We start from the raw sequence: 13,474 nt of genomic DNA on the forward strand, positions 1-13,474 counted from the left end.
CAGCTTCTTCGGCTTCATTACCCTGGGCATCGACCTGTTGCGGGCGCGACGGATCAAGGGCAAGTAAGGCTCGACGGCAGCGCGAAGCAGGTTCGCGCTGCCGGTTGCCAATCAGGTTTTCTTTTCCACCGGGACGCAGATTTCCAGCTTGCCGGTATTGAGTTTCGGGTTGAAATCGGCGCTGTAGCGTTCCAGCTCCGGAGCGTTGAGCCCTTTGTAGTCGGACGCCGGCAGCCAGGTGTTGTAGATGTAATCAATGGTCTGCGGCAGCTGATCCAGCGAACCCTTGTGTTCGAACACCGCGTACTGGCGCGGCAGGACTTCGATCCACGGATACTTTTCCTGCGGGAAGTCGTCCAGCTTGCGGATCTCGACCCCGGCCATGTAATCGAAACCGCCGTTGCCGTCGAAATTGCTGCAAACGCCGTAGGTCACTTCGCCCTTCTGCCCCGGAATATTTCCGATGTGCGAGATCAGTTTTTCCCACAGCGCAGGAATGTCTTGAACAGTCTCTTTGGTAAAGCGATCGCGAAAACCTGCAATCAGCAGGAAGTGTCCATGTTCGAAGCGAGGTTCAGCCACTTCGACGCGTTTTTGCTCATCCATGACTCGACTCCTTGAACGAAAAAAGTGGGTTCGGCTGGGAGTATAGAAGCCAAACCCGATTCGCACATTTACAGCGTATGCAGGGCCTCGGCGGCGCCCGAACCGACAAACTCGTTATAACCGGATACGATCACGTAGACCGCGAAATAGCAGAAGATCGCTGCAGATGCCATGTAGGAATAGCGCAACAGTTTGTCGCCCAGCAACTTGCCGCCATGGCTCGCGGCGAAGCACAGCCCCGCCGACCACAACAACCCGGCGCACAGGAAACCGCCGAGGAACAGCGCCGAGCTCAAAGGACCGCCGCCGCCCGATCGGGCGATCAACGTGCCGCCCACTGCCGCGAACCAGAGGATGGCGCTCGGCGACGACATGGCGAGAAAGATCCCACGGAAGAATTCCTTGCGATGGGAGTTCTGGCCGACCTCGGCGGTCGCCGCCAGTTGCGCCTCGTGGTGGATCGCCGAATAGATCATCTTCGCCGCGAAGTAGATCAGCAGCGCCGAACCGCCGATCCACAACACCCAGCGCACGGTTTCGTATTGCAGCAGAACGGTCATCCCGGCCAGCGCCAGCACCGCGTAGATCAGGTCGCCGACGCAGGTGCCGAGGCCCAGCGCGAAGCCTTGAAAATAGCCGCGCTGCATCGCCAGGGTGATCATCGCGATGTTGGCCACGCCGATGTCCAGGCACAGCGAAAGGCTCAGCAAGAAGCCGCTGGTAAATTCCATCAACCGATTTCCTTGGGAAAAATTTGTTTACAAAGGCTCTGGACAGTATGCCATCGCTGACCTTATCGTCCGCCACAGGTCACCGCAGTGACCAGCGTCGCTCGGACGGTTCCGGGCGCTTACGTTATCCGAGGCAACAATGGCTGAACAAGGTTCGCCGCGCCGCTTTGCGCGCATTGATCGACTCCCCCCTTACGTTTTCAACATCACTGCCGAGCTGAAGATGGCCGCCCGACGTCGTGGCGAAGACATCATCGACTTGAGCATGGGCAACCCCGACGGCGCCACGCCGCCGCACATCGTTGAAAAACTGGTGCAGGTTGCACAACGCGAAGACACCCACGGTTACTCCACGTCCAAAGGCATTCCACGCCTGCGCCGGGCGATTTCCAACTGGTACAAGGAACGCTACGAGGTCGAGATCGACCCGGAAAGCGAAGCCATCGTCACCATCGGTTCCAAGGAAGGCCTGGCGCACCTGATGCTGGCGACCCTGGATCAGGGCGACACCGTGTTGGTGCCGAACCCGAGCTACCCGATTCACATCTACGGTGCCGTGATTGCCGGCGCCCAGGTGCGGTCGGTGCCGCTGGTGCCGGGCGTGGACTTCTTCGCCGAGCTGGAACGGGCGATTCGCGGCTCGATCCCGAAACCGAAGATGATGATTCTGGGCTTCCCGTCGAACCCGACCGCGCAGTGCGTGGAGCTGGACTTCTTCGAGCGGGTGATCGCCCTCGCCAAACAGTACGACGTGCTGGTGGTGCACGATCTGGCCTACGCCGACATTGTCTACGACGGCTGGAAAGCCCCGTCGATCATGCAGGTGCCGGGCGCCAAGGACATTGCGGTGGAGTTTTTCACCCTGTCCAAGAGCTATAACATGGCGGGCTGGCGGATCGGTTTCATGGTCGGCAATCCGGAACTGGTCAGCGCTTTGGCGCGGATCAAGAGCTACCACGACTACGGCACGTTCACCCCGCTGCAGGTGGCCGCGATTGCTGCGCTGGAAGGTGATCAGCAATGCGTGCGCGACATCGCCGAGCAATATCGTCAGCGTCGCAACGTACTGGTCAAAGGGCTGCATGAACTGGGCTGGATGGTCGAAAATCCGAAAGCCTCGATGTACGTCTGGGCGAAGATTCCCGAAGCCTACGCGCACCTCGGTTCGCTGGAATTCGCCAAGAAACTGCTGGCCGAGGCCAAGGTCTGCGTCTCGCCGGGTGTCGGTTTTGGCGAGTACGGCGACGATCACGTGCGCTTCGCGCTGATCGAAAACCAGGACCGGATTCGCCAGGCAGTGCGCGGGATTCGCGGGATGTTCCGGGCGGATGGCCTCGTGACCAAATCCTGAGGTGATGATCGTTCCCACGTCGAGGCGTCGAACCGTCTGCGTGGGAACGCCTCAATGGACGCTCCGCGTCCGCTTTGGGACGCAGAGCGTCCCGGGCTGCATTCCCACGCGGAGCGTGGGAACGATCTAGGCACAAAAAAACCGCATCGCTGCGGTTTTTTTGTGTCTTGCGTTCGGGTTAAACGAACAGCGACAACAACAGAATAAAGCCCAGACCCACCACCGACAGGATGGTTTCCATCGCTGTCCAGGTCTTGAAGGTCTCGGCCACGGTCATGTTGAAGTACTGCTTCACCAGCCAGAAACCGGCGTCGTTGACGTGGGACAGGATCAGCGAGCCCGCACCGGTAGCCAGCACCAGCAACTCACGGTTCACGCCCGGAATCATCCCGACCACCGGCACCACAATGCCCGCGCCCGTGATGGTCGCCACGGTGGCCGAACCGGTCGCGATGCGGATCACCGCCGCCACCAGCCACGCCAGCAGGATCGGCGAGATCTGCGCGCTGACCGCCATGTGGCCGATCACGTCGCCCACGCCGCTGGTTACCAGCATCTGCTTGAAGCCACCGCCGGCACCGATGATCAGGATGATCGCGGCAGTCGGCGCCAGGCTCGCGTCGAGCCATTTGAGCATCTGCTGAGAACCGATGCCCTGCTTGTAGCCGAAGGTGTACAGCGACAGCAGCAATGCCAGCAGCAGCGCCGAGATCGGGTGACCGATCATGTCCATCCATGTGCGGAAGAAATGACCGTCCGGCAGCGCCACGTCAGCGAAGGTTTTCAGCAGCATCAGGAACACCGGCAGCAGCACGGTGACCAGGGTGATGCCGAAGCTTGGCAGCTCCTGCGAGTCCGACTCACGGGCCAGTTGATCGACCAATTCTTGATTCGGCGTACCGGGAATGTGCTTGGCGATGAACGTACCGAAGATCGGGCCGGCGATGATGGCGGTCGGCAGCGCGACGATCAGGCCGTACAGAATGGTCTTGCCGATGTCGGCACCGAACACGCCGATGGCCAGCAGCGGACCCGGGTGCGGCGGCACCAGACCGTGCACGGCGGACAGGCCGGCGAGCAGCGGGATACCGATCTTGATGATCGACACACCGGTGCGGCGAGCGACGATGAACACCAGCGGAATCAGCAGCACGAAGCCGATTTCGAAGAACAGCGGAATGCCCACCAGGAACGCGGCGAACATCATCGCCCACTGAACCTTGTCCTTGCCGAACGCGCGGATCAGGGTCTGGGCGATCTGATCGGCACCGCCGGATTCGGCCATCATCTTGCCGAGCATCGTACCCAGCGCGAGGATGATGCCGACGAAACCGAGCACGCCACCGAAGCCGTCCTGGAACGCCTTGATGATGGTGCCGATCGGCATGCCGGACGTCAGGCCGAGGAACGCGGCGGCGATGGTCAGGGCAATGAAGGGGTGAATCTTGAATTTGGTGATCAGGACGATGAGTCCGATCACCGTGACCACTGCATCGAGCAGCAGGTAGGCGTCATGGGACATGCCAAACATTGGGGGTGTCTCCTGGTTTGTTGTTGTTATTAAAGCGGGTTAATCAGAAGTCGAAAGGACAGCGCTATCTTCGCAATCACACTCATACCGCCTGTTTCAGGCCATGGGCCTGCCACCAGACGTGGGCTTGCGATGCGAGCTCTTCAACGCTGTGGATCGAAGCATTCAGGGCCAGGGTCAACGGCTCGCCCTTGGGCGATTCGAGGGTGGCGAACTGGCTTTCGATCAAGGTGGCCGGCATGAAATGGCCCGGACGGTGGGACACACGTTCGGCGGCCACTTCCGGCGTTAGTTCGAGAAACACGAAGCCCAGGCCCGGCAAGGCGCTGCGCAGACGTTCGCGATAAATGTGCTTGAGGGCCGAGCAGGTCAACACCGGGCGTTCGCCAAGGGCATCGACGCGACGCAGTTCATCGCACAGGCTGTCGAGCCAGCCGGCACGGTCTTCGTCGTTCAGGGGGATCCCCGCGCTCATCTTTTCGATGTTCGCGGCCGGATGGAAAGTATCGCCTTCAATGGCAGTGGCGCCGCTCAATTGGCACAGGGCCTCGCTGACGCACGTCTTGCCGCAACCGGCAACGCCCATGATGACCAGGGCGGTGATGGGATGATTCATGTAACACCTCAGCGCGCAGACAGCGCTACCTTTGCTAGCTATGACTCTAGTGCACAGGCAGAAGTTGCCGACGCCTTCTTGTCGTTTTTTTGGGTTGCAGCAGGTTTGTTCCCGACGCCAAAAAGCGAGGATCAGGCAGGACCTCGCTTACGCATTTGCAGCTGCATAAGGACAGCGCTACCTTAGTGCCTTGATTTTTGTTTGGCAAGCCGCCCGATGACCACCCCTAAAAACGATAAAAACACCCGCACCACCGGCCGTCCCACCCTCAATGAAGTTGCCCGTCTGGCCGGCGTCAGCCCGATTACCGCCTCCCGCGCCCTGCGTGGGGTCAGCACGGTCGCCACCGATTTGGTGGAAAAAGTCCAGAAAGCCGCGCTGGAACTCAACTATGTGGTCAACCCCGCCGCCCGCGCCCTGGCCTCGGCCCAGAGCCATTCGGTGGTGGTTCTGGTGCCTTCGCTGTCCAACCTTTTGTTCATCGACACCCTGGAAGCCATTCATCGGGTGCTCACGCCCAAAGGCTTCGAAGTGCTGATCGGCAACTTCCACTATTCCCGCGATGAAGAAGAAAACCTGCTGCGCAACTACATGGCCTATCAGCCACGCGGTTTGCTGCTGACCGGCTTCGACCGTACCGAAAGCTCGCGACGGATGATCGAGGCCAGCAACATTCCCTGCGTGTACATGATGGAGCTGGACAGCGCCGCCGGGGTGAACTGCGTCGGCTTCTCCCAGCTCAGCGCCGGCGAAACCGCGGCCGAGCATTTGCTGTCCCGTGGCCGCAAGCGTCTGGCGTACATCGGCGCGCAGCTCGATCAGCGCACCCTGCTGCGCGGTGAAGGCTTTCGCAAAGCGTTGCAGAAGGCCGGCCGTTACGACCCGGATCTGGAAGTGTTGACCCCGCGCTCATCGTCCGTGGGCCTGGGCGGCGAGTTGTTCCTGCAATTGCTGGCGGCGCATCCGGATGTCGATGCGATTTTCTTCGGCAACGACGACCTGGCTCAGGGCGCCCTGCTCGAAGCGTTGCGCAACGGGATCAGGATCCCCGAGCAAGTGGCGATCCTCGGCTTCAACGACCTGCCGATGTCGGAACACATGGTGCCGCGCCTGAGCAGCATCAACACGCCCCGCGAAGCGATCGGCAAACGTGCGGCGGAGCAGATGCTGACGCTGATGGCCGGCAACAGCGTGGCGCGTCCGGTCGAGGACATGGGCTTCGAACTGAAGATTCGCGAGAGCACCTGACCCCTGAGCCCCCTGTTTGATCGTTCCCACGCTCTGCGTGGGAATGCCTCAACGGACGCTCCGCGTTCGGCTCTGGAAGGGACGCGGAGCGTCCCGGGCTGCATTCCCACGCGGAGCGTGGGAACGATCAACCGCCTAATGATCACTTCCCAAGCAACTCCACTAGCGCAAGCGCGCCCTTCTGCAGCGGCTGGCTCTTGAGCCACACCGCGTGCACCGGCAGCACCAGGCCGTTTTCGATGTTGCGAAAATTCAGCCGTTTAAGCCGTCCGCTATCGAGCCACGGTTGCACCACCGACAGCGGAAAATTGCCCCAGCCCAACCCTGCCTCGACCATTTCCAGCGCCGTCTCCAGATTGTCGGTGCGCCAGTGGGATTCGGCCACCAGCGGCCGGGTTTCGCTGATCGGCAAGTCGCGACTACCGACGACGATCTGCCGCACATGCACCAAATCCTCGAGAAACAGATCCTGCCCCTGCAACAACGGGCTGTCCGCCGCCAGCGTGGCGATCATCCGTTCACTGCCGACAAACTGAAACCGCTCCAGCACATTCACGCTCAACCCGGCGAACGCCAGACACACGCTCACCCGGCCGCTGTGGAGCATTGCCAGCACATCATCCTGCGGCGCAGTCAGCACTTCGATGTCGAGCAGCGGATGGCGCTCGCTGAGGTCCTTGATCGCCGTCAGTAACCGTCGGCGATCAATGTCCGCTGCCACGCCGATCGACAACTTGCTCTCCAGTCCCAGCGACAACTGCACCGCGTGCACCTGCAATTGCTTGAGCTGATCGGCGATCAACCGCGCATGGGGCACCAGCGACAATGCCATCGCCGTGGGTTGCGGCTCACGATGGCTGCGATCAAACAGCGAGTAACCGAGATCGGCCTCGAGATTGCCGATGGCCATGCTCACCGCCGACGGGACTTTGCCCAATGCCCTGGCCGCGGCAGAAAACGAGCCGCGCTCGATCACGGCGAGAAACAGCTCGATGCTTTCACTGTTGAAATTCACTTCGCACACCTATCAATAAAACTGAAAGCTACTGACTTTTTCTGTCACCTCCATTGAAGCTATCTTTCGTCGCCTTCGCCAGCCCCACTGGCCACAAGTCGCAAGAAAGAGGCAATTCCCCATGCAAGGCGTCAAACGCAAACTGGTCTATGTGTCGCTCTATGAAGTGATCGGCATGACCTTCTCGGCCCTCGGCCTCGCCCTGTTATCCGGCACTTCGCCCGGCAGCACCGGCCCGCTGGCGGTGATCATCACCACCATCGCCGTGACCTGGAACTTCATCTACACCTCGCTGTTCGAGCGCTGGGAAAGCCGCCAGGTGTCGCGCACCCGCACGGTAAAACGGCGCATCGCCCACGCCGTCGGCTTCCAGCTGACACTGATCGTGTTTCTGATTCCGCTGATCGCGTGGTGGATGAACATCAGTCTGGTGCAGGCCTTTTTGCTGGATCTGGCGCTGATCCTGTTCATCCCTTGCTACACCCTCGCGTTCAACTGGCTGTTCGATAAGGTGTTCGGCCTTCCGGCGTCGGCACTACCGGATCCGCAGCCCGCGACATAAATCGTTAATTGGTAAGCGGATATTGCAAGAAATCGGCGGTTTTCCCTCACCAACCGCCGATATAAACAATCCTTGATTTCCGATAGCAGGCTAAGCTTTTCCATCAATAAAAAATGGATCTGCCCATGACTGCACACGCCCCCGCCGCGCAACGCGACGGCATCGACCCGATACGCGCCGCCGAGATTTCCGCCCGCATCGACCGCCTCCCCGCAGTCGCCACGATCTGGCGGCTGGTGGCGCTGCTGTCGATCGGTGGTTTCTTCGAACTGTACGACCTGTTCCAGACCGCCTACATCAGCCCCGGCCTGATCCGCGACGGCATCTTCGCCACCGGCAATCAGGGCGTGTTCGGTTTCTCCGATCAGGCCGCGTTCGCCTCGGCAACGTTCCTCGGTTTGTTTCTCGGCGCCAGCCTGCTGAGCCCGATGGCGGATCGGTTCGGGCGGCGCGCGATCTTCACCTTCGCGCTGGTCTGGTACACCGTGGCCACGGTGCTGATGGGCGTGCAGAGTTCGGCGCTGGGGATCATCTGCATGCGTTTTCTGGTGGGCATCGGCCTCGGCATCGAGCTGGTGACCATCGACGCCTACCTCTCGGAACTGGTGCCCAAACGCATGCGCAGTTCGGCGTTCGCCTTCGCGTTTTTCGTGCAGTTCCTGTCGGTGCCGGCGGTGGCATTGATGTCCTGGTGGTTGGTGCCACAGACGCCGTTCGGGGTGTCCGGTTGGCGTTGGGTGGTGTTGGCCAGCGCGGTGTTTGCGTTGTTCATCTGGTGGCTGCGCAAACGTCTGCCGGAGTCGCCTCGCTGGCTGGCCCAGCATGGCCGGTTCGATGAGGCCAACCGGATTCTCGACGGCATCGAGGCGCGCTGCGAAAAAGATCACCGCCAGCCACTGGACGCGCCGGAAGCGGTAGCCGTCGATGTCGAAGGCAAGGGTCGTTTCGCCGACATCTGGCAGCCACCGTACCGGCGCCGCGCGTTGATGCTGATTGTCTTCCACATCTTCCAGGCCATCGGTTTCTTCGGCTTCGGCAACTGGCTGCCGGCGCTGCTTTCCGGTCAGGGCGTCAGCGTCACTCACAGCCTGATGTACGCGTTCATCATCACCCTCGCCTACCCGCTCGGGCCGTTGCTGTTCGTGAAATTCGCCAACCGCTTCGAGAACAAGTGGCAGATCGTCGGCTCGGCCCTCGGCGCCATGACTTTCGGCACGTTGTTCGCGTTGCAGACCAGCGCCTTCGGCCTGATCTTCTGCGGCGTGATGATCACCTTCTGCAACGCCTGGCTGAGCTTCAGTTATCACTCCTATCAGAGCGAACTGTTCCCGACCAACATCCGCGCCCGGGCGGTGGGGTTCTGCTATTCGTTCAGTCGTTTGTCGACGGTGTTCAGCAGCCTGTTGATCGGTCTGTTCCTTGATCACTTCGGCACACCGGGCGTGTTGGCGTTCATCGTCGCCAGCATGCTGATCGTGATGCTGACCATCGGCTACTTCGGCCCCCGCACCCGAAACCTGGCGCTGGAAAACATTGCCCATCGCTGACGGACAACGGTCATCCCCTGCCGCCCACCGGCAAGGGATGACCGCTTTGGCCGTTCACTTAAAAACAAACCATTGAAATAAAAGGACTTATTCGATAGGCACGGTAATTGCTGCCCAGGGCTGACAGTCATTACCTACAGGTTCATTCATCATGTTGGTCAGTGCAAAACAACAGCAAATCATCCACCTGCCCAAGCAGCTGAATGACGATGCAACCGCCACGGCCGCGGCCGGTCTGCAAGGCGGACTGCACGGCGCAATGCTGCAGACCCTGCAAAACCAGGCCCAGGCGCAAACCGCCGAAGCCACCGCCAAAGTGCAGGAATCGGCCACCCAACTGGCGACCCAGCAAGTCAGCGAAGCCACGCGCATCAGTGACAACGTCGACGAAGCGTTCGCCAAGACCCGCGTCGCCCTGCAAACCTCCGATACTTCGTCGACCAAATCCACAGGCTCATCGGCCCTGGACGAGTTCAAGGACTACATGAGCAAAACGCCGGAACAGCGTTTGCGCGACAGTATCCTCAAGGAAATGGGCCTGACTGAAGACGACATCAAAGCCATGCCGCCGGCTCAACAACTGGCCATCGGCAAAGAGATCGCCGAGCGCCTGCAGGACAAGATGAAGCTGGCCGAAGCCGAGAAGCAGAACAAGCAAGACGCCAACTCGACGAAGATCAGCGACGAGTCGGCAGACAAGTTCCTCGCTTCGCTCTGATTCGCCTCGATCTGAAAAACGGCTCAATAAAAAGGATCCCCACGGGGATCCTTTTTTTCAGCCGTGAAACCGTCAGTTCAACTGCAACGTCTCGTTGAACTGACTGATCGCATCCACAACATGCCGCGAGCCCTGCTGAATCTCCCGGATCGCGTCGCCCGCCTCGTTCGCCAGTTCCACCCCGAGCCCGGTGCGACTCAGGCTCGACTGCATGCTCGACACCGCGCTCAATGACAACTCATGGTTCTTGCGCACCACATCGACAATCTCCAAGGTCGCCTGACTGGTCCGTGCCGCGAGGCTGCGCACTTCGTCCGCCACCACCGCAAAACCACGCCCGTGCTCACCCGCCCGCGCCGCTTCGATCGCCGCGTTGAGCGCCAGCAGGTTGGTCTGGTCGGCAATTCCGCGAATGGTCTGAACGATGGTGCCGATGATGTCCGACTGCTTGCTGACCGCATCGATACTCAGCGCCGCTTCGTTGAGGTCGCGGGAAATGTCCTGAATGATCTGCACCGTTTGCTGCACGACCTGTGAGCCTTTTTGCGCGCAGGCGTCGTTTTGTACCGAAGTGCTGTGGGCCGATTCCGCAGCGGTCTGCAAGGTAGTCATCTGATGGGTGATGTCGCTGGCGAACTTAACCACTTTGTACAGCCGGCCCTTGGCGTCGAACAGCGGGTTGTACGAGGCTTCGAGGTAAACGGTCTGCCCGGACTTGTTCTTGCGCTCGAACCGGTGCGAGTGATATTCGCCGCGATTGAGCGATGCCCAGAACGCCTTGTATTGCGCGGATTCGGCTTCGACCCGGTGACAGAACAGGCTGTGGTGATGGCCGACGATCTCGTTGAGCGAGTACTGCATGGTCTTGAGGAAGTTGTCGTTGGCCGTGATCACATTGCCTTCCGGGGTGAACTCGATCACTGCCATCGACCGGCCGATCGCCGCCAGCATGCTTTCTTCTTCCTTTTCCTTGTTCACTCGCGCGGTGATGTCCGCCGCCACTTTGATCACACTGCGGACCTGTTTGTCCGCGCCATACACCGGCATGTAGCTGGCTTCGAGCCAGATCTCCCGACCGCTTTTGTTCAAGCGCAGGAAAGTCCCGCTGATGGGTTCGCCACGGGCCAGGTCACGCCACAACTTGGCGTATTCCTCGCTGCGATAAAATTCTTCTTCACAAAAAATCCGGTGATGTTTGCCACGCACTTCATCGGCGCTGTAGCCCATGGTCTTGCAGAAGTTCTCATTGGCATCCAGAACGATGCCCTCGGGGGTGAATTCGATCATTGCCATCGAACGGCTGATCGCCGCCAGCTTGGCGTTGGCTTCGGTCAGGGCACAGCTGAAACGTTCGATTTCCTGCAGATCAGCCTTGTGATGTAGGTTGAACATGTCTCGATCACCTTCCGCGCGTTCTTTTGATTTGATGAAAGTTCAGGTCTTTCAGAATCCACCACTACGTTCCACAGAACAGGCACACGCCTTCCTCCACGGGAGGAAGTTGTCAGGTGATAAACGATGATTAATCGGAGAGTCCATGCGACGACGCTCTAATCAAGACATCCTTTTCTTGATAGCCCGCAGGCGGGCCACTCCTAACATGCAGAAGAACTTCCATTTAAAAACAGCTCCTTGTCGGTCAAGTGTCGGTGCCTTGAATTGCGCACTCTGGCAGCTTTGAGATCGGTAACCGCTAGCGGTCGTAGCGCATTGGATGGCGTTCGACATAGTTAGTTATGAATGAGCATAGACAGCGCAAGGCCTTGCGCAAGGCCACTAGTCGGCCAGTAATGAGGGAGTTCGGACAGGAAGCGGACGAGAAACGGTTCAGCGGCAGAGGTGTTGGTTGCCATTGCGACCGACTCGCAATGGCAACTTTTGAAACGACACAAATATCAGAAAAGAACTACAGACTCCCGCTCACCTTATTTGCCACATCACCCGGCACCCAAGGCTTCCACACTTGTGGCTGATCGCGCAGGAACGCTTCGGCGACCTGGCGTGGTTGCTGGCGCTTCTCGCTCATCCCGGCCAGGGTCTGGTTCAGCAGATCAATCGGCAAATCGACTTTTTCAAAGAACGTCACCAGTTCCGGGTACTGCGCCTTGAACGACGCCGACACGCCAATCGCCAGGCTCGCCGGCATCGAGCGGGTGCCTTTCGGGTTGGGGTTGTTGGCATCGGCCAGGGTTTTCCAGGCTTCGGCATCGAACGGCGGCTCCTCCAGTTTCACCAGTTTGAAGCGACCGAGCAGCGGCGTCGGCGACCAGTAGTAGAACAGCACCGGTTTGCCGCGCTTGATCGACGACGCCACCTCGGCATCCAGCGCCGCGCCGGAGCCGGTGCGGAAGTTGACGAAGCTGTCGTTCAGCGCATAGGCCTTGAGCTTCTGGCTGTTGACGATTTCCGAGGTCCAGCCGGTCGGGCTGTTGAGGAACCGCCCACGGCTCGGGTCTTCCGGGTCCTTGAACACATCCTTGTAGCGCGGCAGGTCGGCCACCGATTTCAGCTCTGGCGCCAGCGGTTTGATCCCGCGCTCCGGGTCGCCCTTGATCACGTATTCCGGCACCCACCAGCCTTCGGTCGCGCCCTTCACGGTGTCACCGAGGCCGAACACCTTGCCCTCGGCGGCAGCCTTGACCCACGCCGGACTGCGCCCGGCCCACTCTTCGCCGATCACTTGAATGTCGTTTTTCGCCAGCGCAGCTTCCAGGCTGACGGTGCTACCCGGCAGCGTATCGGTCGGGTAGCCATAACCTTTTTCAACGATCAGGCGCAGCACTTCGGTGATGAAACTGCCGCTTTCCCAGGTGATGTCGCCGAAGTGGATCGGCGCGGTTTTTTCCGCTGCCACGACGTGCCCGGCAGTCAGGGTCAGGGCCAGCAGCGAACTGCCGAGCAGGGTTTTGATCGATCTCATGCGGACCTCTTGTTCTGGGAGGAAATCAGGGTTTGGTTGGCGCTATGGCGGTTGCACAGGGCCTGGGAACGGGTCATGTACATGCTCACCGAACGCTGGGAGATGCCCAGTTCGGCAGCGATTTGCGGGTAGGTCAGGCCGTCGAGGCGCGCCAGCAGAAAGGTCGAGCGCACCTTGCCCGGCAGGCGCTGGAGTGTCCGGTCCAGATGCTTGAGGCTCTGCGACAGGTCAGCGAGTTCTTCGGGAGACGGCGCGTGATCGAGGTCACTTTGTTGCAGTTGGTGCAGATGCCGACGCTCCAGATCGCCCCGCCGCCAGCGCTCGTAGAGCAAGCGTTGGGCGATGGTGGTGAGCAAGGCGCGGGGTTCGCGGATGGCGGTCAGGCCCGGCGCTTCGAGCAGTTGCGCGAAGGTTTCGGCGGCGATGTCTTCGGCGGTGGCCGCATCATTCGATTGCCGACGCAGACGTGTGCACAACCACTGGTAGTGGTCGCGAAACAACGTGTTCACATGATTGCGATGGGATGAGTCGGCGCCGGACATGGGGGCTCCTTGGTAAAGGGTCGCTGAATGTCCGGTCGTCCGGTGGCGCGATCCTAGCAAGGTGCCTTATGCGTTAAAAATACTTAA

Annotated in this window: 13 protein-coding genes and 1 pseudogene; 5 read left to right on the forward strand and 9 right to left on the reverse strand. The window is 60.2% G+C overall.

From position 1 onward, the window contains the following. Nucleotides 1-111: 111 nt before the first annotated feature. Nucleotides 112-606 carry a GyrI-like domain-containing protein gene (locus AC0R79_RS23550; RefSeq protein WP_474731825.1) on the reverse strand — a complete coding sequence of 165 codons (495 nt, stop codon included), beginning with the start codon at nucleotides 604-606 and terminating at the stop codon, nucleotides 112-114. Between the two features lie 68 nt (nucleotides 607-674). After that, nucleotides 675-1,337 (reverse strand): LysE family translocator, encoded by a 663-nt coding sequence (locus AC0R79_RS23555; protein ID WP_039766147.1) that lies wholly within the window; start codon nucleotides 1,335-1,337, stop codon nucleotides 675-677. Between the two features lie 139 nt (nucleotides 1,338-1,476). Between AC0R79_RS23555 and alaC the strand changes: the two genes are divergently transcribed. Further along, nucleotides 1,477-2,688: an alanine transaminase gene (gene alaC / locus AC0R79_RS23560; RefSeq protein WP_085606535.1), complete on the forward strand. Its 1,212-nt coding sequence runs from the start codon at nucleotides 1,477-1,479 to the stop codon at nucleotides 2,686-2,688. A gap of 178 nt (nucleotides 2,689-2,866) precedes the next feature. Here alaC and AC0R79_RS23565 read toward each other — a convergent pair whose 3' ends face one another. Together AC0R79_RS23565 and AC0R79_RS23570 are read right to left on the reverse strand one after the other, a co-directional pair. After that, a complete protein-coding gene (locus AC0R79_RS23565; RefSeq protein ID WP_007951120.1) occupies nucleotides 2,867-4,219 on the reverse strand; it encodes a GntP family permease in 1,353 nt (450 codons plus the stop codon). Between the two features lie 82 nt (nucleotides 4,220-4,301). Further along, a complete protein-coding gene (locus tag AC0R79_RS23570; RefSeq protein WP_007951121.1) occupies nucleotides 4,302-4,835 on the reverse strand; it encodes a gluconokinase in 534 nt (177 codons plus the stop codon). Between the two features lie 216 nt (nucleotides 4,836-5,051). Between AC0R79_RS23570 and gntR the strand changes: the two genes are divergently transcribed. Beyond that, the gene (gntR, locus tag AC0R79_RS23575) at nucleotides 5,052-6,083 is read left to right on the forward strand and encodes an HTH-type transcriptional regulator GntR (RefSeq protein WP_127799502.1); all 1,032 of its coding nucleotides are present in this window, start codon (nucleotides 5,052-5,054) and stop codon (nucleotides 6,081-6,083) included. A 142-nt stretch (nucleotides 6,084-6,225) separates the two neighbouring features. On the opposite strand, the gene AC0R79_RS23580 is transcribed toward gntR, so the two are convergent. Then, entirely contained in the window at nucleotides 6,226-7,098 is an 873-nt protein-coding gene (locus AC0R79_RS23580; protein WP_127799504.1) for a LysR family transcriptional regulator, read from the reverse strand. 121 nt (nucleotides 7,099-7,219) lie between these two features. On the opposite strand from AC0R79_RS23580, the gene AC0R79_RS23585 reads away from it, so the two are divergent. The 3 genes from AC0R79_RS23585 (at nucleotide 7,220) to AC0R79_RS23595 (ending at nucleotide 9,925) form a co-directional block, all read left to right on the forward strand. Beyond that, on the forward strand, nucleotides 7,220-7,660 hold the full coding sequence (locus tag AC0R79_RS23585; RefSeq protein ID WP_127799506.1) for a PACE efflux transporter: 441 nt from the start codon (nucleotides 7,220-7,222) through the stop codon (nucleotides 7,658-7,660). A gap of 125 nt (nucleotides 7,661-7,785) precedes the next feature. After that, nucleotides 7,786-9,207, forward strand: a complete 1,422-nt coding sequence (locus tag AC0R79_RS23590) for an MFS transporter (protein WP_127799508.1) — start codon at nucleotides 7,786-7,788, stop codon at nucleotides 9,205-9,207. Nucleotides 9,208-9,358: 151 nt separating this feature from the next. Beyond that, nucleotides 9,359-9,925: a hypothetical protein gene (locus AC0R79_RS23595; RefSeq protein ID WP_085606541.1), complete on the forward strand. Its 567-nt coding sequence runs from the start codon at nucleotides 9,359-9,361 to the stop codon at nucleotides 9,923-9,925. 72 nt (nucleotides 9,926-9,997) lie between these two features. Here the strand turns inward: AC0R79_RS23595 and AC0R79_RS23600 are convergent, their stop codons facing one another. From AC0R79_RS23600 to AC0R79_RS23615, 4 genes and pseudogenes are all read right to left on the reverse strand, one after another. Then, the gene (locus AC0R79_RS23600) at nucleotides 9,998-10,537 is read right to left on the reverse strand and encodes a methyl-accepting chemotaxis protein (protein WP_371320920.1); all 540 of its coding nucleotides are present in this window, start codon (nucleotides 10,535-10,537) and stop codon (nucleotides 9,998-10,000) included. A gap of 9 nt (nucleotides 10,538-10,546) precedes the next feature. Then, nucleotides 10,547-11,317: pseudogene (locus AC0R79_RS23605) on the reverse strand (PAS domain-containing protein); the annotation flags it as partial. Between the two features lie 514 nt (nucleotides 11,318-11,831). After that, a complete protein-coding gene (locus tag AC0R79_RS23610) occupies nucleotides 11,832-12,845 on the reverse strand; it encodes an ABC transporter substrate-binding protein (protein ID WP_474731826.1) in 1,014 nt (337 codons plus the stop codon). Beyond that, nucleotides 12,842-13,387: a sigma-70 family RNA polymerase sigma factor gene (locus AC0R79_RS23615; RefSeq protein ID WP_207983730.1), complete on the reverse strand. Its 546-nt coding sequence runs from the start codon at nucleotides 13,385-13,387 to the stop codon at nucleotides 12,842-12,844. Before AC0R79_RS23615 ends, AC0R79_RS23610 begins: the two co-directional genes overlap by 4 nt. Nucleotides 13,388-13,474 lie beyond the last annotated feature (87 nt).

This window comes from Pseudomonas sp. HD57-3 (assembly GCF_056113135.1).